The following is an 18,265-nucleotide window of genomic DNA, read 5'->3' as shown; positions in this document are numbered from 1 at the left end:
AGAATGGGGAGGATCTGCGCGCGCAATACCCGGCGATCTCGGATTGTCCCCCTGTCGTCGGGTCGCCGGGTGCGGGTAACCGCACCCGGCACGTGCATTTCCGGATGCGTGCGCTAATATCTGACGGAAAGGGATTTCCAATCATGAGCCGACGCATTCTCGTCGTCGAAGACGACACCGAAACTCGCGAATTCATTGCCAAGGGCCTGGCCGAGGAAGGCTATGCCGTGGAATGCGCCGCGGATGGGCGCGAGGGTCTGTATCACGCGACCGACGGCGGCTTTGACGCCATCGTGCTGGACCGGATGCTGCCGGGTCTCGACGGGCTGTCGCTGGTCAAGTCCCTGCGGGCGGCCGGTCTCAGGACACCGGTGCTGATGCTGACGGCGATGAGCGCGGTTGACGAACGGGTCAAGGGCCTGCGCGCCGGAGCCGACGACTATCTCGTCAAACCCTTTTCGTTCCAGGAACTGCACGCCCGGATCGAAGCCCTGCTGCGCCGCCCGCAGGAAACCGAAGAGGCATCCACCCTCACCTGCCGCGATCTCGAGATGGACCTGCTGGCGCGGCGCGTGTCGCGGGGCGGGCGCGACATCACCCTGACCCCGCGCGAGTTCCAGATCCTCGAGTATTTCATGCGCCGCAAGAACCGCGTGGTGTCGCGCACCATGCTGCTCGAGGGCGTATGGGACTATCACTTCGATCCGAACACCAACGTGGTGGATGTCCACATCTCGAAATTGCGCCGCCAGCTCGACGAAGGTGGCGAGGAGCCGCTGATCGAAACGGTACGCGGTGCCGGTTACATGATGTCCGATGGCTAGACCACTGCTTTCGCTCAGAAATGCGCGCACAAGACTGGTCCTGACCAGCATGGTCCTCAGCACGCTGCTCACGGCGGCGGTGCTGACACTCGTCTACGTCACCGCGAACCGGACCATCGCCGGCGAGACGCGGTCGGTCGTCACCGCCGAACTCACCGGCCTTGCCGACGAATACGAACGCCGCGGCATGATCGGGCTGCTCACCGCCATCGAACGGCGGCTCGAAAACGCTGCCGAGCGCGACGCGCTATACCTGCTCACCGGGCCTCGGGGAACGGTTCTGGCCGGCAACATGCTCAGATGGCCGCCGGGCGTCGAACCGGGCAGCGGCTGGGTGGAGCTGGACCTCATCAAGACCGACTCGAACGAATCCGTTCCGATCTCGGCCGCCTCGATCCGCCTGCGGGGCGGCGAGCGGCTGCTGGTCGGGCGCGACGCCTCGGCCCGGCGGCAATTCGACCGGGTGCTGATCCGTTCGGGCGCGCTGGCGCTGATGGCCGCGCTGGCGCTCAGCCTGCTGACCGGCTGGCTGCTGACCCGGCTGGTGTTCTCGCGCCTCAAGGACATCGCGCGCACGGCGGACGACATCGTGTCGGGCGACCTGACGCGCCGCATCCCGATGCGCGGAACGGGCGACGAGTTCGACCAGGTGGCCGGCACGCTGAACGAGATGCTGGACCGGATCGAGGAATTGGTCAGCAACCTGCGCACAACCTCGAACTCCATCGCGCATGACCTGCGCTCACCGCTGTCGCGCCTGCGCCAGCGGGTCGAGGCGCTGTCAGACCCGGCCCTGAGCGCCGACGACCGCGAGACGGACGCCCTCCGCGCCCTGGGCGAGGTGGACCACCTTTTGCGGGTGCTGGGGCAACTCACCGAAATCTCCCGCGCCGAGGCCGGGCTGGGCCGCGAACAGTTCGAACCGGTCGATCTGGCGCAACTGGCCGGCGACGTGGTCGAACTTTACGAGCCCGTCGCCGCAGATCAGGGCGTGAAACTCCAGCTGACCGGCGCCGCGGACCCGATCCCGGGCCACCGCCCGCTATTGTCCCAGGCGCTGTCAAACCTCGTGGAAAACGCCCTGCGCTACGCACCCGAAGGATCGACCGTCGCCGTCAACCTCGGCGGCAAGGACGGCTACGCGATCCTCAGCGTCAGCGATCAGGGTCCCGGCGTGCCCGACACCGATCTTCCGCGGCTGGAACAGCCCTTCGTCACGCTGGACCCCTCGCGCAGCAGCCGCAACTCGGGCCTCGGCCTGGCGCTGGTCGCCGCGATCGCGCGGATGCATGGCGGCGCGTTTTCGGCCCGCAACCGCGATCCGGGGCTTGAGGCCACCTTGACGCTTGCCCGCTCGCGCCGGGCACATGCCGCCCGGCCGCCGCTCCCGTCCTGACGCCGGGTTGCGGCCAGCGTCATCCCCTGATTCCCCGGTCGCGGAACAGGCGGCGGAACACCCGCTGGACCTTGCCGCGATCGAACCGAGAGAAACTGTCGACGACCCGCGCCCGCTCGGCCCATTGCCGCTGGTTCAGAATGGCGATCAGCCCGCCGACGGCCATGGCCATCGACGCATCCGCGCGGCCGTTACTGTCGCTGTGGCTTTCCAACAGCGCCATCAGCGAACCCTGCTGCACCGTGTAGTCGTTGAATGCGCCAAGATTGTTCTGAAGCCTTTTCAACGGCTTGATGATCGTCTTGAATGCGTCTTCGTCGAACAGCGGCGCGAAGAACTCCATCAGGTAGCGCAATTTCTTGCACTGTATCCGCAGGTGGTGGACATCCGCATCCGGGGTGTCGTCCGTGATCGAACGGGCAAGCTTGCAGACCTTTCGATACCGCTTCCAGATCAGCCGGCAGGCATAGTCATAGGCGCCGAGTTCGGCATTCTGTCCGGGGCTCGGTCCCTTGCCGCGCTCGAAAAGCCGGACAAGCTCCGAGATCGAATTGCCATAGCTCTTGCTGCGCAACCGCCGGACCATCTTCTTTTGCTCGGCGGTCCTCTCCTTGCGGAACCGGTCGAACATCACCCTCAGCCCGTCATGCAGGCTTTCGGGTAGCAACTCGAAATACTTGTCTTGTTCCAGAAGGTAGACATCCAGATCCCGCAACCGCCCCGTCGCCGCCATGTGCGCGGAAAAATCCTGTTTCAGCGCCTCCGCCTGATCCGGGGAATAGACCCCCTTGAACAGGCTCAGAACCGAACGGATCCTGCGCAGCGACACGCGGTAATCATGCAGGAACTCGGTGTCGATATCCGCGATCACTCCACCCTCGTTCCGCCGCGCGACGTTCAGATAGGTGCGGATGATGTCGTTGGCGGCCTGAAAGGCAGGTTCCCTCTTTCCAAGGGCGATGTCCGGCGTGGCTTCATAGGGCTGGGCGTCCGGCATCAGCAAGGCCCAGACCGGGCTGATGCCCTGACGGCCGCCCAGTTCGGACAGCGCCTCTTCAAGCGCCGCGCCGTCCTTTCCGCGATCGGGCGCACGCCGCAGCGCAACCAGCGTCACGGCTCCGCCTTCCGCCCGAAGCGTTGTAATTCTCGCGCCGGCCCGGACCTTGCCGCGCTGGTCCAGCAAGGCCAGCTCCCGCTTCTCAAACTGCCCTTCGCAGACAGGCATCAGGGCGCGCAACGCCGGAAAATCCGCCAGCGCCTTGCGCACCGGTCCCGGCGCCAGATCCGCGACGAAATTCCCCGGCCGCTCCGCAGGCTGCGTGCCGATCAACCCGTCATCGCCCAGCAGATGCAACTCACCCCCGGTCTCCAGCAACACGCGCCCCGACTGGCGCAGCGACTGATCGAAACAGTCGAGAAGGGCGAAGGGCTGCGTTCCCGCCGGCGGGTCAAGCTTCACCCGCAGCTTGCCGAGCCCGGCCCCCAGCGCATCGAAATCCGCTGTGCCCGGAACGACCAGCATCCTGCCTTGAACGCGTTTCATGGCTGTCTCTCACATACCGACCCGGGAAGTTACCTTACCAATGTCACGCAAAAATCACGAATTCCGGCCCCGCCGCATCCGGGCGGTTTCCCATGTCCATTGCGTCACTGGCCCGCCCGTCAAAGCTCCGCCGGCAGCGACGCATATCCGCGGAACCGGATCCGGCCGCCGCGCACCCGCCCCTCAAGCAGCCGGTAATCGGGAAATCGCGCAAGCAACCGGCCGATGGCGATGCGGCCTTCCATCCGCGCCAGCGTCAGGCCGACGCAGACATGCGGGCCGCCCGCGAAGGCCAGGTGCCGGTTCGGCTTGCGCCCGATGTCGAAGCGGGTCGGGTCCTCGAACACCTCGGGATCGCGGTTCGCAGCACCTATGCAAAGATGCAGGTTGGACCCCGCGGGTATTCGCAGCCCGTCCAATTCGATCTCTTCCGTCGTCTCACGGTTGCCGAACTGGTTCGGCGAACGGAACCGCAGAACCTCCTCGACCGCCGGGGTGATCAGTTCGGGATCGTCCAGCAGCCGCCGTTTCTGGTCCGGATTGTCGTTCAGCAGCGCCAAGCCGTTGCCGATCAGGTTGGTCGTGGTCTCGTGCCCGGCATTCAGGATGAAGATGCAGTTCTGCAAAAGCTCGATCTCGCTCAGCTTTTCGTCCGCACCGTCGCCCCGGATCAGCCGGGTCAGCACGTCGGTCTCGGGATCGCCCGGCGCGGCGCGGCGGCGCGCGACCAGATCCGAAAGATACGCCTTGAACTCCTCGACCGCCCTGTGTCCCCGCGCCAGTTGCTCGTCGGTCAGCGCCGGTTCCAGCGCGCCCAAAATGGCCAGCGACCAGTCCCTCAGCGGCCCGCGCTCGTCCATCGGCACGTCCAGCAGGTTGCCGATGATCTGGATCGGAATGGTCGAGGCGAAATCCTCGATCAGGTCCACCCGGCCCTTCGCCTCCATCGCGTCCAGCAGGTGATCCACCGTCTCGATCAGGCCCGGCTCCATCCGCGCGATTGCCCGCGGCGTCAGGGCCGAGGTCATGATCTTGCGAACCCGCGTGTGCAGCGGAGGATCGGAAAACACCAGCGAGGTCGTGTGATGCTCGAACAGCGGCGAACCGACGCCGAATTTCGGCCCGAACGCCGCCTTCTTGTCCGAGGAATACAGCCCGGTGTCGCGATAGATCCGGTCCAGATCCCGGTGCCGGCTCAGCAGAACCGATCCGTCAGGCTGCGGCAGCACCGGCGCGTGGGCAAGCAGCGCGTCGTAGAACGGAAAAGGGTTGTCCACGAACCCTTCGGGCGGATCGGTCAGATCCAGCTGCCGCGCCGCCGAGGCGATGTCCAATGCGTTCATGTCGGCCTCCTCTGCCCGCGTGGTGCGCTGTCACCCTCATGCGTATCGCAGGCAGCAAAGCCCGGCAAGCCACAGGCCCCCTTGCGCGGCCTGATGACAGGGCCGAAAAGCGGCGCTAGAACAGGATCATGCCCGATCCCGTTTCCTCGATCCGCAATCTCGGCCCGGCCTTCGAACAGGCCTGCGCCCGCGCCGGCATCCACTCGGCGCAGGAGTTGCGCGACCTCGGACCGGACGAGGCTTACACCCGCGTTCTGCGCGCAGGCGCGCGCCCGCATTTCATCGGCTACTACGTACTGGTGATGGGGCTGCAGGGCCGCCCGTGGAACGATTGCAAGGGCGCCGAGAAAAAGGCCCTGCGCGAAAGGTTCGACCGGATCAAGGCCAGCGTCAGCGCGGCGCCGGCCTTGCAACTGGTCTCGGAACTCGACGCGATCGGCGTGCGCGTCACGCCGGCGGATCTGAAGCCGGATCGGTGATCCGCCGCCGCGACGAAAAAGGGCCGCCCCAACAGGGCGGCCCTTTTCGATTTCAACCGGTTGACGGATCAGCCGACCAGTTCGATGCCCGAGAAGAAATAGGCGATCTCGACAGCGGCGGTTTCCGGCGCGTCCGAACCGTGGACCGAGTTTTCGCCGACCGATTCCGCGAATTCCGCGCGGATCGTGCCGGGTGCCGCGTCCGCCGGGTTGGTGGCGCCCATCACTTCGCGGTTCTTGGCGATGGCGTTCTCGCCTTCCAGAACCTGCACCACGACCGGAGCCGAGGACATGAATTCGCACAGTTCGCCGTAGAACGGGCGTTCGGCATGGACTTCGTAGAACTTGCCGGCCTGCTCCTTGGTCATGTGAATGCGCTTCTGCGCGACGATGCGCAGGCCCGCTTCCTCGAACTTGGCGTTGATCTTGCCGGTCAGGTTGCGACGGGTTGCATCGGGTTTGATGATCGAGAACGTGCGTTCCAGTGCCATTCGGGCCTCTCCTTGCTCTGAAGGCGCGGACCGCTCCGCGCCGAAACATATCGCGCGCCGCGTAACACGGTCCGGCAAGGTTGGAAAGCCTCTTGTTGCCTGTGCGATTGACACTCCTTCGGGCCTGCGTCACACCGCAGCCATGCTACGGATCGAGAACATAACCTACGCCGTCGAGGGCCGCCCCCTGTTCGACGGCGCGTCGGCCACAATCCCGACCGGCCACAAGGTCGGCCTCGTCGGCCGCAACGGCACCGGCAAGACCACGCTGTTCCGCCTGATCCGGGGCGAGCTGGCGCTGGAATCGGGCGACATCGCCCTGCCCCGCCGCGCCCGCATCGGCGGCGTCGCGCAAGAGGCGCCGTCGTCGGACGTGTCGCTTCTGAACACTGTGCTGGCTGCCGACACCGAACGCACCGCGTTGATGGCCGAGGCCGAGACCGCCGCAGATCCCGCCCGCATCGCCGAGATCCAGACCCGCCTGGCCGATATCGACGCCTGGTCGGCCGAGGCGCGCGCTGCCTCGATCCTCAAGGGCCTCGGCTTCGACGACGAGGAACAGCAGAAACCCTGCTCGGATTTCTCGGGCGGCTGGCGGATGCGCGTGGCGCTGGCGGCGGTGCTGTTTTCCCGGCCCGACCTGCTGCTGCTGGACGAACCGACCAACTATCTCGACCTCGAAGGGGCGTTGTGGCTGGAAAGCTATCTGGCGCGGTATCCCCACACGGTCATCATCATCAGCCACGACCGCGACCTGCTGAACCGGGCCGTGGGCGCGATCCTGCATCTCGAGGACCGCAAGCTGACCCTCTACCAGGGCCCCTACGACCAGTTCGCCCGCCAGCGCGCCGAGAAACTGGCGCAGGCCGAGGCGATGGCCAAGAAACAGGAAGCGCGGCGCGCGCATCTGCAATCCTACGTGGACCGCTTCCGCTACAAGGCGGACAAGGCCAAGCAGGCGCAGTCGCGGCTCAAGGCGCTGGCCCGGATGCAGCCCATCACCTCGCCGCAGGAGGCCGCGCTGCGCGCCTTCACCTTCCCCGCGCCCGAGGAACTGGCGCCGCCGATCATCCATCTCGAAGGTGGCGTCACCGGCTATGGCGAAACCGAAGTGCTGCGCCGCCTGAACCTGCGCATCGACCAGGACGACCGCATCGCGCTTCTGGGCAAGAACGGACAGGGCAAGTCCACGCTGTCGAAACTGCTTTCGGACCGCCTGCCGCTGATGGCGGGCAGGATGACCCGCAGTTCGAAACTGCGCATCGGCTATTTCGCGCAGCATCAGGTGGACGAGTTGCGGGTGAACGAAACCCCGCTCGAACATCTGCGCCGCCTGCGCCCCGCCGAAGCCCCCGCCAAGTGGAGGGCGCGTCTGGCCGGGTTCGGGATGGGCGCGGACCAGGCGGAAACGCAAGTGGGCCGGCTGTCGGGCGGGCAGAAGGCGCGCCTGTCGCTGCTGATCGCCACGATCGACGCGCCGCACATGCTGATCCTCGACGAACCGACGAACCACCTGGACATCGAAAGCCGCGAGGCGCTGGTCGAGGCGCTGACCGCCTATTCCGGCGCGGTCATCCTCGTCAGCCACGACATGCACCTGCTCGGCCTCGTGGCCGACCGACTGTGGCTGGTGTCCGACGGCACGGTGAACCCCTTCGAGGGCGACCTCGAAGCCTACCGTTCCTTGTTGCTGGCGCGCGACAAGCCCGAAGCGCGTGAGAAACAGCAGGCCGCCCGCGCCCGGCGCCCCTCGCGCGAGGCGCTTCTCGCCCTGCGCGCCGAGGTACGCAAATGCGAGGAACGTGTCGAGAAACTGACCGACATGCACGACAAGCTGTCTGCCAAGCTCGCCGACCCCGCCCTTTATGGCGAGGACAGGCTCGGCGATCTCGAGACGTGGAACCGCAAGTTCGCCGAGGTGGTCGAAGCGATGCAGCGCGCCGAGGCGCTGTGGATGGCCGCCCAGGACAAGCTGGACAAGGCAGAGGCGACATGATCATCCGGCAGGCCAGTCCCTCGGATGCCACCGGGATGAGCCTTATTCTCACGCCCATCCTCGCCTCGTGGAAAAGCACCCGCAAAGGCGATCCCGATGTGGTTCTCGATCATTACGTCAACCATCCCGACAGGATCAGCTGCGTCGTCGTCTGCGACCCAAACTCTGGCCGGATATTGGGCTTCCAATCGCTCAAGCTGGCGCGCGAAAACAACGACTACGATCTTCCGCAGGGCTGTGGAATCATCGGAACCTACGTAGCGCCCGACGCAGGCCGCCGCGGCATCGGCCGGGCGATGTTCGCCCAATCGCTCGCCGCCGCGCAAAGGGCAAACCTTGCCCGTATCGACGCTACGATCGGGGCCGACAACACCAGCGGACAACGGTATTACGAGGCAGTTGGGTTTTGCACCTACCGATCCCTCCACGGTGCGGTAGGGAAAAAGTTTGATGTCCGCATAGATAGAAGGCCAAGGGACGAATGATCGACACCGCCTTTCTGATCACCGCCTTCACCACGCTGTTCGTCGTCATCGACCCGCCGGGGCAGACCCCGATCTTCATGGCCCTGACCGACGGCATGAGCGCCAGGACCCGTCGCGGCATCGCCATCCGCGCCTGCCTGACCGCTGCCGGCATTCTGGCGATGTTCGCCGCCTTTGGCGAGGCGGTGCTGGGTTTCGTCGGCATCTCGATGCCCGCCTTCCGCGTTGCCGGCGGCGCGCTGCTGTTCCTGACCGCGCTCGACATGCTGTTCGAGCGCCGGAACAAGCGCCGCGAGGACCGCGCCGAGGAAGAGGACCATCCCGACCCCTCGGTCTTTCCGCTCGGCATTCCGCTGATCGCCGGGCCGGGGTCGATCGCGACCATGATCCTGCTGACCGGCCAGCAGCCGGGCATCCATGGGCTGGCCCTCGTGATCGGGGTGATGCTGACGGTGATCGCTGTGGTGTTCCTGCTCTACCTGTCCTCGGGCGCCCTGGGCCGGCTTCTGGGCAAGACCGGGCTGAACGTCGTCACCCGCCTGCTGGGGATGCTCTTGGCCGCGCTGTCGGTTCAGTTCATCCTCGACGGCCTCAAGGCCTTTGGATTCGCGGCCTGAATCCCCATATTCCTTTCAGGCAAGGAGGTGAGGAAACCCGATGGACGCAGACAACATCGCCCGCATGACCTATCTGGTTCTGCTCGGCGCGGCCGTGCTGATGTGGTTCATCACCCAGAACCGGCAGAACCTCGGCAAGACCCTGCAGCAGGCGCTGGCCTGGGTGTTCATCTTCGTCGGCGTGCTTGCGGTCGTGGGCCTATGGGAGGACATCCGCAGCACCGTCAGCCCGACCGCGCAGGTGGTGGTGACGCAGGACTCGGTCGAGGTGCCGCGCAGCGCCGACGGCCACTATTACCTGCAGCTTCTGGTCAACGGAAAGCCGTTGACCTTCATGGTGGACACAGGCGCCAGCCAGGTGGTTCTCAGCCATCGCGACGCAGAGCGGCTGGGCATCGACACGGCCGACCTCAACTATTTCGGCCGCGCCCAGACCGCGAACGGCCAGGTCCGAACCGCGCCGGTCAAACTCGACACGGTCGAGCTTGGCGCCTTCTCCGACCGAAACATCACGGCCTGGGTGAACGAGGGCGAGATGGATGACTCCCTCCTCGGCATGGACTACCTGCAGCGGTTCCCGAGCATGACCTTTTCCGGCGGCAAGCTGATCCTGTCGCGGTGACGCGCGTTCACTCGCCCTCGGCGCTCCGGATATCCGCCGCCGCTGCCCCCGGCGCGATGTCGGTATCCAGGAACGATCCCGAGTCCGGCAGTTCCAGATGCAGCGAGGCGGTGTGATCGATCTCCAGCCGGCCGGAGACCAGCGAATAATTCAGGACATGGCCGCCGGTCGTCAGATCCTCGGATATGAAATGCAGATGATAGCCCGGCACGCCGATGCCGACCGCGTAGTCGGGGCACCGGAATCCCAGAATCGTCCCCGAAACATCCTCAAGCTCGAACTCGGCCTGGGTCTTGACCACTTCCAGCAGCGGTTTGTAGGGCGGCTCCTGACGCGAGACGTTGCGGTACTTGATGTGCCCGATCCGGCCGGTGAACCGCACCGCGTAGAACAGGTTCGGCGACTGGGCGATCTCGTCCAGCCCGCGCTCGAACTCGGCCTTGTCGACGGGCGCCATCACCGCCAGCGACAGATCCGGCTCGAACGGCAGAACCGCGGCATAGGGCGTCAGGTCGTCATCCGAGGCCCGCGCCGCCTTGCCATCCGCCGTCAGGCGATAGGCGACGCCCTCATGCACGATCATCTCGCCATCCAGCGCGTTGAAGGTGCCAAGTCCGAAATCGCCGTGCTTCAGCAGCTCTCCGATGGTCAGCTTGCCGTCATAGACGCCCTGCATCACCGCGCTCAGCAGCGATGCCTGGTAATACTCGTGCGCGTGATCGTGCGGCCTGAATTCGCGATCCCGGTTATGGGCTGCGACCGCCGCCGCAAAGGTCAGTTCCCCTTCGCCTGACATCCCGTGCTCCCTTGGTGGCACTCTGCCAGCCTACAGGAAAACCGGCCTTCACGCTTCGGCCTTTTTCTCCCACCGCCCGGATTCCTCGGACCAGTACTGCGCCGGACAGCCCGCCCCGGTCAGCGTTTTCCACTGGCCGCGCGCCTTCTGCACCGCTTCTGCGTCCGCGCCGTCGAACAGGATGCACACCCGTTCCAGCCCGGCGACCTCCTCGGGATCTACCTCGGCCCCGTCCACCGCCATCACGCAGACCGCCTGGTTCGCGGCCTCCGCCCCGGTGGTCAGCAGGATCGGCTGCAGCGCATCGTGCGGCCCGCCCGCGCGTCCGTGCGGCAGGAACCGGTCCTCGGGCCCCAGCCACAGCTTCTCGTCCAGCCAGTCAAGCCGCCCCGGATCGGTGCCCCGCACCGCGATCCGCCACCCGGCCTGCCGCGCCTTGTCCAAAAGGACCTGCAGGGTCTCTTCCAGCGGCCGGCGCGTCAGGTGGTAGAAATAGACGGCCCCCATCCGGACTTACTCGAAATTGTCCTGCACCAGCCGGCTCAGCGCCCGGACGCCCCAGCCGGTCGCGCCCTTGGGCGCATAGGATGTCTCGGACTTGACCGAGGCGACACCCGCGATGTCCAGATGGATCCAGGGCGTTTCGTCCTTGACGAAGCGCTGCAGGAACTGCGCGGCGGTGATCGAACCGGCAGGACGCCCGCCCACGTTCATCATGTCCGCGATGCGCGATTTCAGCATCTCGTCATAGGCCTTGCCCAGCGGCATCCGCCACGCCCCCTCGTCCTCGGCCTTGGCCGCCTTGAGGAAGGCGTCGCACAGCGTGTCGTTGTTCGAGAATACGCCCGCGTTCTCGTGCCCCAGCCCGATGATGATCGCGCCGGTCAGCGTCGCGAGGTCGATCATGCCCACCGGTTTGAACCGCTCCTGCGCGTACCACATCACGTCGCACAGGACCAACCGGCCCTCGGCGTCGGTGTTGATGATCTCGACCGTGTCGCCCTTCATCGACCGCACCACGTCGCCCGGACGCGTGGCCCGGCCCGAGGGCATGTTCTCGACCAGCCCGACAAGCCCCACGACGTTCGCCCTGGCCTTGCGCAGGGCAAGTGCGCGCATGGTTCCGGCGACGACGCCCGCGCCGCCCATGTCCATGGTCATGTCCTCCATGCCCGACGCCGGTTTCAGCGAGATGCCGCCGGTGTCGAACACCACGCCCTTGCCGACCAGCGCCAGCGGCGCGTCGTCCTTGTCGCCGCCTTTCCACTGCATCACCACGACCTTGGACGGGCTTTCCGACCCCTGCCCGACACTCAGCAGCAGGCGCATACCCAACTCGGCAAGTTGGTCCTCTTCCAGCACCTCGACCTCCAGCCCGATCGCCTCCATCTCCTTGAGGCGGTTGGCGAACTCGGTCGTGGTCAGCACGTTCGCCGGCTCGTTCACCAGGTCCCGCGTCATGTGCACGCCCTCGGCCACCGCGATCATGGGGGCGAAATCCTCGGCGGCGCGTTCCGCCTTGGTGTGGTTGATGACGACCTCGCCCCGCTCCTCCGGATCCTTGGTCATGTGCGCGTCGAAGGAATAGGCCCGCAACGCAATCCCCATCGCCAGGTCCTCGACCCGGTTCTGGTTGCCCGCCATCACAAGCATCGGCTTGCCTTCCGCCGCCTTGGCCAGCGCCGCGCCCGCCTTGCGGGTCTCGTCCTCATCCGCCCGGCGCGGCAGCATCAGCACGTCCAGCGCCTCGGCGGCCATGCCCACCGGCCAGGCCAGCGAGATCACTTGCCCCGGCTTGGCCTTTTCGAACCGCTTGCTTTCCATCAGCCGCACGACTGCGCCCTTGGTCAGCCGGTTCGCGCGCCGCGCCGCCGGATCCAGTTTGCCCTCGGGCGGCACGATGATCGCCACCCGCCCTTCGGCGGTCGCCATTTGATCAAGGTCGGTGGGCTGGAAACGGATCGGGGTCAGACTGCTCATTGCGGGCTCCTCAATTCTTGCCGCACCAGAGGTAGCCTGCCCTGCCCGGCTTGACCAGATAGCAGTTTTCCCCGGCCTTCAATTCGACTAAGGTCCCCCGAAAACGACGGACAGGCACCGAGGGGATCGCAGTGAAACCACACAGCAGGCATATGCGGTTGCGCATGATGCGCTGTTTCTGCGCCATTTCCCCGATTCTCGCCTCCGTCGCGAGGGCGGAGACGGGCTCGTGATCCTAGACCGCTATTTCGCCCGCAGGTTCCTGCAAAGCTTTCTGGTCATCGGCTGCGTTTTCCTGACGCTGATCATCCTGATCGACCTGATCGAACAGGTCCGCCGCTTCGACGAGGTGGATCTGAGCTTTGGCAGGCTGCTGCACCTGACCCTGCTCAACGCGCCCGCCGCGATCAGCGAGATTCTGCCGCTGCTGATGATCCTCGCGACCATCGCGCTGTTCGTCGGCCTCGCCCGCAGTTCCGAACTGGTTGTGACCCGCGCCATCGGCCGGTCGGGCATCCGCGCGCTGGTGGCCCCGGCGCTGGTGGCGCTGTTGATCGGCCTGTTCGCCGTCACCATCCTCAACCCGATCGTCGCCGCGACGTCCGAGCAGTACAAGCGCCTCGCCGACAGCTACCGCAACAACGGCAGCTCGGCCCTGTCGATCAGCAGCGAAGGTCTGTGGCTGCGCCAGGGCGGCGCGGACGGGCAGTCGGTCATCCATGCGACCGGCACCGGAGAACAAGGGGAATTCACGCTGCTCGACGTGACCATCCTGACCTACAGCGCCGACGGCGCCCCGGTCCGCCGGATCGTCGCGGACAGCGCCCGGCTGGGAGACAAGGTCTGGATCCTTGAAAACGTGAAATCCTGGCCGCTGGAGGGCGGGCTCAACCCCGAAACCAACGCGACCTCCCACGCGACGTTCGAGCTTCCGACGACGCTGACGCAGGACCGGATTCTCGACACGCTCGGACAGCAGGACACTGTTTCGGTCTATGACCTGCCGCAGCTGATCCGCGATCTGCAACAGGCCGGGTTTTCCACCAAGCATTACGAGGTTTGGCTGCACGTCCAGCTGGCCCGGCCGATCTTCCTGGTGTCGATGGTCCTGATCGGCGCCGTCTTCACCATGCGCCATGTCCGTTTCGGCGGCACCGGCATCGCCGTGTTGACCGCCGTCCTGCTGGGCTTCGGGATCTATTTCATCCGCAACTTCGCGCAGATCCTGGGCGAAAACGGCCAGTTGCCGATCTACCTGTCGGCCTGGGCCCCTCCGGTGGCGGCGATCCTGCTCTCCATCGGCCTGCTGCTTCACGCGGAGGACGGGTGATGCGGCGCGTCCTGGCGGCACTTCTGACGGGCGTTGCGGCCTTCGGGCTGCTCACCCCCGCCCATTCGCAAGGCGCGCGGCCCGACTCCGCCGAAAGCGGTGAGCAGCAGGACCAGCCCGCCCTGCTGGTGGCGGACAGCGTCTTCATCACCACCGACGGCAAGCTCGTCGCCCAGGGCAATGTCGAGGTCTTTCAGGGCGAGGCGCGTCTGAAGGCGCGCAAGATCACCTATGACCGGACCAGCGGCCAATTGTCGATCGAGGGGCCCATCCGGCTCGACCAGGGCGGCGCGTCCACGATCCTCGCGGATGCGGCCGAACTGGATGACGGGTTGAACAACGGCATCCTGCTTGGCGCGCGGATGGTGTTCGACCAGCAGGTCCAGATCGCCGGAACGCAGATGACGCGCGTCGGCGGGCGTTACACGCGGCTTTACAAGACGGCTGCAACCTCCTGCCAGGTCTGCGAAAACGGCAGGCCGCCCCTCTGGCAGATCCGGGCGCAGAAGGTCACGCACGATCAGCTCGAACGGCAGTTCTATTTCGAGAACGCGCAGTTCCGCATCCTCGATGTGCCCGTCTTCTACTTCCCCGTGATCCGGCTGCCCGATCCGACGCTTGATCGCGCGACGGGTTTCCTCGTGCCGTCGATCCGCACCACGTCGCGGCTCAAGACCGGCATCCAGGTTCCGTATTTCTTCAAGCTGGGCGATCACAAGGACCTGACCCTCACGCCCTACATCTCGCCGCGCACCCGGACCCTCGGCTACCGCTACCGGCAGGCGTTCCGCAACGGCCGCATCGTGATCGAAGGCGCGCAAACCCGCGACGACCTGCAGCCCGGCCAGGATCGCGGCTACCTGTTCGCGAACGGCTGGTTCAACCTTAAGAACGACTTCAAGTTCACCTTCGATCTCAAGAACACGTCGGACAACGCCTATCTCGTGGATTACGGCCTGCCCGATCTCGACCGCCTGCGCAGCGAAATCGCCCTGACGCGGATCAAGCGCGACACCGCCTTCCGCACCAGCTTCATCCACTACAAATCCCTGCGCGACAGCGAGAACGAGGACGAGATTCCCTCCAGGGTCTTCGACCTGAACTATGAAAAACGCTTCTTTCCCACCGGCATAGGCGGCGAAGCTCGACTGGCCTTCATCAGCCACGCCCACGAGCGTACAAGCGACCAGGACGTCGTCGGACGCGACGTCGCCCGCGCCACGCTCGATGCCGAATGGCTCAGAAGCTGGACCCTCGGGCCGGGCCTGCGCGCCGAGTGGCAGCTGGGCGCTTCGGTCGACACCTTCGACATATTCGACGACAGCAACTACCCCGACCGGATCACGCGGTACACGCCGCGCACCGCCTTCACCCTGCGCTACCCGATGATCAGGCGCGAAGGCAACGGCGCGACCCAGTACATCGAACCGATCGCGCAGGTCGGCTGGACCCACGTCTCGGACACAGACGTGCCCAATGACGAAAGCAACTTCCAGGAATTCGATCACGGCAACCTGCTGTCGCTCTCGCGCTTTCCGGCCGAAGACCGGCGCGAGGACGGCGCCACCGCCGTCGCCGGTCTGAACTGGTCCCGCTACGATCCCGACGGCTGGCAGGCCTTCGCGACCATCGGCCAGGTCTACCGGGAAACGGCCGATCCCGATTTCACCATCACGTCGGGCCTGCGGGGCACGTCCTCGGACCTGCTGCTCGCCGGTCAGATCAAGACCAACGACGGCATCGCGCTGACCGCCCGCGGCCTGCTCAACGGCGATTTCGATTTCTCGGCGGCGGAACTGCGCGGCTCGTGGCGGACCGACCGCGGCAGCCTGGCGGGTTCCTACGTCTGGCTGCCGGAAGATCCGTCCATCAACCGCAGCGCCGCCTTTTCCGAGGTCTGGTTCGGCGGCCGCTATGAAATCAACCGGAACTGGACGACCAGCGCCAGCGCCCGTTACGACCTGGAAGCGTCCAGCGCCATCAACGCGGGCGTCGGCCTTACGTACCGGAATGAATGCGTGACGGTTAACATGTCGGTCAGACGGCGCTATACGACGACATCAAGTATTGAGCCCTCCACCGATTTCGGCTTTACCGTTGCCCTGACCGGTTATGCCATTGAAGGCGGGGCAAAGAAACACAGGCGAACATGCAGCTGAGACACGTTCATATGAAATCCCGCCTCCGCCGCTGGCTCAGACCCGCGGCGCCCGTTCTGGCGGCCGCGATTATGGCCGCGACCGCCCTGCCGGCGGCGGCGCAAAGCCTGTTTTCGCCCGCCATCCGCGTCAATCAGGACATCGTGACGTGGTACGAGCTGAACCAGCGCATGCAGTTCATGGAGTTTCTGCGCATCCCGGGCAGCTCGGACAAGGAAGTCCGCCAAGAGCTCATCGACGACCGTCTGCGGCTGCAGGCGCTGCGCGAGGCCGGGATCGAGGTTCCGCCCGAAGATGTCCAGCAGGGCATCGACGACTTCGCCGCGCGCGGTCAGGTTTCGACCGACGAATTCCTGCAGATCCTGGGCGACGCCGGCATCGCGCCGGAAACCGTCCGCGATTTCATCCGGGTCCAGATCGGCTGGCGCGACTACATCGGCTCGCGCTTCCTCTCCCGTGCGCGCCCGACGGAAGCCGAGATCGACCGCGCCATGGGTCAGGCCGGCGGCAGCGGGCTCGAAGTGCTGCTGTCGGAAATCATCATTCCCGTGACCCAGCAGACCGTCGGACAGGTCGAGGCGCTGGCCGAAGAACTGGCGCTGATCGAAAGCTTTGACGAATTCTCCGCCGCCGCCGAGCAGTATTCGGCGTCGGATACGCGGCAGAACGGCGGCCGGCTGGACTGGCTGGCCCTCAGCAACCTGCCGCCCACGCTGCAACCGGTCATCCTCGCCCTCAACAACGGCGACGTTTCCGAGCCCCTGACCCTGCCCAACGCCATCGCCCTGTTCCAGATGCGCGGCGTGCGCGAAGTGTCCGGCGGCGCGCCGAGCTATTCCCAGATCGAATACGCCGCCTATTACATGGCCGGCGGCCGCAACCCCGACACGCTGAAGGCCGCCGCCGAACTCGCCGCCCGCGTCGATACCTGCGACGACCTCTATGGCGTGGCCCAGGGACAGCCGCCGCAGGTGTTGGACCGGATCACAGCCAAGCCGGGCGAGATTCCGCGAGACGTTTCGCTGGAACTGTCCAAACTCGATCCGGGCGAAATATCGACCGCGCTGACCCGCAACAACGGCCAGACGCTGATGTTCCTGATGCTGTGCAACCGGACGCGCGATCTGGGCGAGGAGACTTCGCGGGTCGACATCGCCAACGCCCTGACGCAGCAGCGCCTGCAGGCCTTTGCCGACAGCCTGCTGGCACAGTTGCGCGCCGACGCCGTCATCATCGAAGAATGACGGCGCCAATCGCCCTGAGCTGCGGTGAACCGGCCGGCATCGGCCCGGAAATCGCGGCGCAGGCATGGCAGCACCTGCGCGCCGACTGCCCTTTCTTCTGGCTCGGCGATCCCCGGCACCTGCCGCAAGGCACACCCGTGGCCCTGCTGGACGATCCCGCCAAAGCCGCCGACGCCTGCGCCAGCGCGCTGCCGGTCCTGCCCATCCCCTTCGCGGCCGAAACCCGACCCGGCCACCCCGATCCCGCCAATGCGCCCTTCGTCATCCGCGCCATCGAACGCGCGGTCGAACTGGTGCAGACCGGCGCCGCCTCGGCGCTCTGCACCGCGCCGATCCACAAGAAGGCGCTGATCGACGGCGCGGGTTTCGCCTATCCAGGCCATACCGAGTTCCTGGCCGCGCTGGCGGGGCGCGACCGCGTGGTGATGATGCTCGCCAGCGACCAGCTGCGAGTGGTGCCCGCGACCATCCACATTGCGCTCGCCGACGTGCCCCGCAGGCTGACGCCGGACCTCCTGCGCGAAACCATCGAGATCACGGCCGCGGGCCTGCGCGACCAGTTCGGCATCGCGCATCCCCGCCTTGCTGTGGCCGGCCTGAACCCCCATGCGGGCGAAGGCGGCGCAATGGGCCAGGAAGAGATCGCCTGGATCGCCCCGCTGCTGGACTCGATGCGGTCCGAAAACTACACCCTGACCGGGCCGCACCCGGCCGACACGCTGTTCCACGCCGCCGCCCGCGCCCGCTATGACGCGGCCATCGCCATGTATCACGATCAGGCGCTGATCCCGATCAAGACGCTCGACTTCGACCGCGGCGTGAACGTCACGCTGGGCCTGCCCTTCATCCGCACCTCGCCCGACCACGGCACCGCCTTCGACATCGCGGGCCAGGGCATCGCCAACCCCACCAGCCTGATCCAGGCCCTGAAACTTGCGCAGCGCATGGCGCAGCGGTGAC

Annotated in this window: 18 protein-coding genes; 11 read left to right on the top strand and 7 right to left on the bottom strand. The window is 66.1% G+C overall.

Annotated features, from left to right (window positions below):
• Positions 1–143: 143 nt before the first annotated feature.
• Positions 144–824, top strand: coding sequence for a response regulator transcription factor (locus FGK63_RS15450; RefSeq protein ID WP_138843837.1), 681 nt, complete (start codon positions 144–146; stop codon positions 822–824).
• Entirely contained in the window at positions 817–2,220 is a 1,404-nt protein-coding gene (locus tag FGK63_RS15445) for a HAMP domain-containing sensor histidine kinase (RefSeq protein ID WP_138843835.1), read from the top strand. Before FGK63_RS15450 ends, FGK63_RS15445 begins: the two co-directional genes overlap by 8 nt.
• 19 nt (positions 2,221–2,239) lie before the next feature.
• On the opposite strand, the gene FGK63_RS15440 is transcribed toward FGK63_RS15445, so the two are convergent.
• Positions 2,240–3,763, bottom strand: a complete 1,524-nt coding sequence (locus FGK63_RS15440) for a CHAD domain-containing protein (protein WP_138843833.1) — start codon at positions 3,761–3,763, stop codon at positions 2,240–2,242.
• Between the two features lie 119 nt (positions 3,764–3,882).
• Positions 3,883–5,106 carry a cytochrome P450 gene (locus FGK63_RS15435; RefSeq protein WP_138843832.1) on the bottom strand — a complete coding sequence of 408 codons (1,224 nt, stop codon included), beginning with the start codon at positions 5,104–5,106 and terminating at the stop codon, positions 3,883–3,885.
• 128 nt (positions 5,107–5,234) lie between these two features.
• Here FGK63_RS15435 and FGK63_RS15430 point away from each other — a divergent pair, with 128 nt between their 5' ends.
• Positions 5,235–5,585 carry a TfoX/Sxy family protein gene (locus FGK63_RS15430; protein ID WP_138843830.1) on the top strand — a complete coding sequence of 117 codons (351 nt, stop codon included), beginning with the start codon at positions 5,235–5,237 and terminating at the stop codon, positions 5,583–5,585.
• Between the two features lie 68 nt (positions 5,586–5,653).
• Here FGK63_RS15430 and ndk read toward each other — a convergent pair whose 3' ends face one another.
• Complete coding sequence (ndk, locus tag FGK63_RS15425) at positions 5,654–6,076, bottom strand: nucleoside-diphosphate kinase (protein WP_138843828.1); 423 nt, start codon at positions 6,074–6,076, stop codon at positions 5,654–5,656.
• 142 nt (positions 6,077–6,218) lie between these two features.
• On the opposite strand from ndk, the gene FGK63_RS15420 reads away from it, so the two are divergent.
• Genes FGK63_RS15420 through FGK63_RS15405 form a run of 4 tightly spaced genes read left to right on the top strand, consistent with a single transcriptional unit; the run spans position 6,219 to position 9,796 of the window.
• On the top strand, positions 6,219–8,072 hold the full coding sequence (locus tag FGK63_RS15420) for an ABC-F family ATP-binding cassette domain-containing protein (RefSeq protein WP_138843826.1): 1,854 nt from the start codon (positions 6,219–6,221) through the stop codon (positions 8,070–8,072).
• Between the two features lie 35 nt (positions 8,073–8,107).
• Positions 8,108–8,557 carry a GNAT family N-acetyltransferase gene (locus FGK63_RS15415; protein WP_246044049.1) on the top strand — a complete coding sequence of 150 codons (450 nt, stop codon included), beginning with the start codon at positions 8,108–8,110 and terminating at the stop codon, positions 8,555–8,557.
• A complete protein-coding gene (locus FGK63_RS15410; protein ID WP_138843823.1) occupies positions 8,554–9,174 on the top strand; it encodes a MarC family protein in 621 nt (206 codons plus the stop codon). Before FGK63_RS15415 ends, FGK63_RS15410 begins: the two co-directional genes overlap by 4 nt.
• Positions 9,175–9,214: 40 nt before the next feature.
• Positions 9,215–9,796 carry a retropepsin-like aspartic protease family protein gene (locus tag FGK63_RS15405; RefSeq protein ID WP_138843821.1) on the top strand — a complete coding sequence of 194 codons (582 nt, stop codon included), beginning with the start codon at positions 9,215–9,217 and terminating at the stop codon, positions 9,794–9,796.
• 7 nt (positions 9,797–9,803) lie between these two features.
• Here the strand turns inward: FGK63_RS15405 and budA are convergent, their stop codons facing one another.
• The 4 genes from budA to FGK63_RS20795 are packed head-to-tail and all read right to left on the bottom strand — an operon-like array spanning position 9,804 to position 12,759.
• On the bottom strand, positions 9,804–10,592 hold the full coding sequence (budA, locus tag FGK63_RS15400) for an acetolactate decarboxylase (protein WP_138843818.1): 789 nt from the start codon (positions 10,590–10,592) through the stop codon (positions 9,804–9,806).
• A gap of 48 nt (positions 10,593–10,640) precedes the next feature.
• Positions 10,641–11,099 (bottom strand): DNA polymerase III subunit chi, encoded by a 459-nt coding sequence (locus FGK63_RS15395; protein WP_138843816.1) that lies wholly within the window; start codon positions 11,097–11,099, stop codon positions 10,641–10,643.
• Positions 11,100–11,105: 6 nt separating this feature from the next.
• Complete coding sequence (locus FGK63_RS15390; RefSeq protein ID WP_138843814.1) at positions 11,106–12,572, bottom strand: leucyl aminopeptidase; 1,467 nt, start codon at positions 12,570–12,572, stop codon at positions 11,106–11,108.
• Positions 12,573–12,582: 10 nt separating this feature from the next.
• Positions 12,583–12,759: a hypothetical protein gene (locus FGK63_RS20795; protein ID WP_171052668.1), complete on the bottom strand. Its 177-nt coding sequence runs from the start codon at positions 12,757–12,759 to the stop codon at positions 12,583–12,585.
• Between the two features lie 42 nt (positions 12,760–12,801).
• Between FGK63_RS20795 and lptG the strand changes: the two genes are divergently transcribed.
• Genes lptG through pdxA form a run of 4 tightly spaced genes read left to right on the top strand, consistent with a single transcriptional unit; the run spans position 12,802 to position 18,264 of the window.
• Positions 12,802–13,902: an LPS export ABC transporter permease LptG gene (gene lptG, locus FGK63_RS15385; RefSeq protein ID WP_138843812.1), complete on the top strand. Its 1,101-nt coding sequence runs from the start codon at positions 12,802–12,804 to the stop codon at positions 13,900–13,902.
• Entirely contained in the window at positions 13,902–16,061 is a 2,160-nt protein-coding gene (locus FGK63_RS15380) for an LPS-assembly protein LptD (protein ID WP_138843810.1), read from the top strand. The genes lptG and FGK63_RS15380 overlap by 1 nt, the downstream gene beginning before the upstream one ends.
• A gap of 11 nt (positions 16,062–16,072) precedes the next feature.
• Positions 16,073–17,305, top strand: a complete 1,233-nt coding sequence (locus tag FGK63_RS15375) for a peptidylprolyl isomerase (protein WP_246044048.1) — start codon at positions 16,073–16,075, stop codon at positions 17,303–17,305.
• On the top strand, positions 17,302–18,264 hold the full coding sequence (pdxA, locus tag FGK63_RS15370) for a 4-hydroxythreonine-4-phosphate dehydrogenase PdxA (protein ID WP_138843809.1): 963 nt from the start codon (positions 17,302–17,304) through the stop codon (positions 18,262–18,264). Before FGK63_RS15375 ends, pdxA begins: the two co-directional genes overlap by 4 nt.
• Position 18,265: the final 1 nt, after the last annotated feature.

The organism is Ruegeria sediminis (assembly GCF_005938215.1).
Lineage (GTDB): Bacteria > Pseudomonadota > Alphaproteobacteria > Rhodobacterales > Rhodobacteraceae > Ruegeria > Ruegeria sediminis.
The sequence above is the reverse complement of the archived record's forward strand: the minus strand, read 5'-3'. Positions and strand labels throughout refer to the sequence as shown.

Excerpts from the sequence above, each read along its gene's own strand:
- FGK63_RS15450 (WP_138843837.1), top strand. The coding sequence starts at position 144 with ATGAGCCGACGCATTCTCGTCGTCGAAGACGACACCGAAACTCGCGAA.
- FGK63_RS15445 (WP_138843835.1), top strand. The coding sequence starts at position 817 with ATGGCTAGACCACTGCTTTCGCTCAGAAATGCGCGCACAAGACTGGTC.
- FGK63_RS15440 (WP_138843833.1), bottom strand. The coding sequence starts at position 3,763 with ATGAAACGCGTTCAAGGCAGGATGCTGGTCGTTCCGGGCACAGCGGAT.
- FGK63_RS15435 (WP_138843832.1), bottom strand. The coding sequence starts at position 5,106 with ATGAACGCATTGGACATCGCCTCGGCGGCGCGGCAGCTGGATCTGACC.
- FGK63_RS15430 (WP_138843830.1), top strand. The coding sequence starts at position 5,235 with ATGCCCGATCCCGTTTCCTCGATCCGCAATCTCGGCCCGGCCTTCGAA.
- ndk (WP_138843828.1), bottom strand. The coding sequence starts at position 6,076 with ATGGCACTGGAACGCACGTTCTCGATCATCAAACCCGATGCAACCCGT.
- FGK63_RS15420 (WP_138843826.1), top strand. The coding sequence starts at position 6,219 with ATGCTACGGATCGAGAACATAACCTACGCCGTCGAGGGCCGCCCCCTG.
- FGK63_RS15415 (WP_246044049.1), top strand. The coding sequence starts at position 8,108 with ATGAGCCTTATTCTCACGCCCATCCTCGCCTCGTGGAAAAGCACCCGC.
- FGK63_RS15410 (WP_138843823.1), top strand. The coding sequence starts at position 8,554 with ATGATCGACACCGCCTTTCTGATCACCGCCTTCACCACGCTGTTCGTC.
- FGK63_RS15405 (WP_138843821.1), top strand. The coding sequence starts at position 9,215 with ATGGACGCAGACAACATCGCCCGCATGACCTATCTGGTTCTGCTCGGC.
- budA (WP_138843818.1), bottom strand. The coding sequence starts at position 10,592 with ATGTCAGGCGAAGGGGAACTGACCTTTGCGGCGGCGGTCGCAGCCCAT.
- FGK63_RS15395 (WP_138843816.1), bottom strand. The coding sequence starts at position 11,099 with ATGGGGGCCGTCTATTTCTACCACCTGACGCGCCGGCCGCTGGAAGAG.
- FGK63_RS15390 (WP_138843814.1), bottom strand. The coding sequence starts at position 12,572 with ATGAGCAGTCTGACCCCGATCCGTTTCCAGCCCACCGACCTTGATCAA.
- FGK63_RS20795 (WP_171052668.1), bottom strand. The coding sequence starts at position 12,759 with ATGGCGCAGAAACAGCGCATCATGCGCAACCGCATATGCCTGCTGTGT.
- FGK63_RS15380 (WP_138843810.1), top strand. The coding sequence starts at position 13,902 with ATGCGGCGCGTCCTGGCGGCACTTCTGACGGGCGTTGCGGCCTTCGGG.
- FGK63_RS15375 (WP_246044048.1), top strand. The coding sequence starts at position 16,073 with ATGAAATCCCGCCTCCGCCGCTGGCTCAGACCCGCGGCGCCCGTTCTG.
- pdxA (WP_138843809.1), top strand. The coding sequence starts at position 17,302 with ATGACGGCGCCAATCGCCCTGAGCTGCGGTGAACCGGCCGGCATCGGC.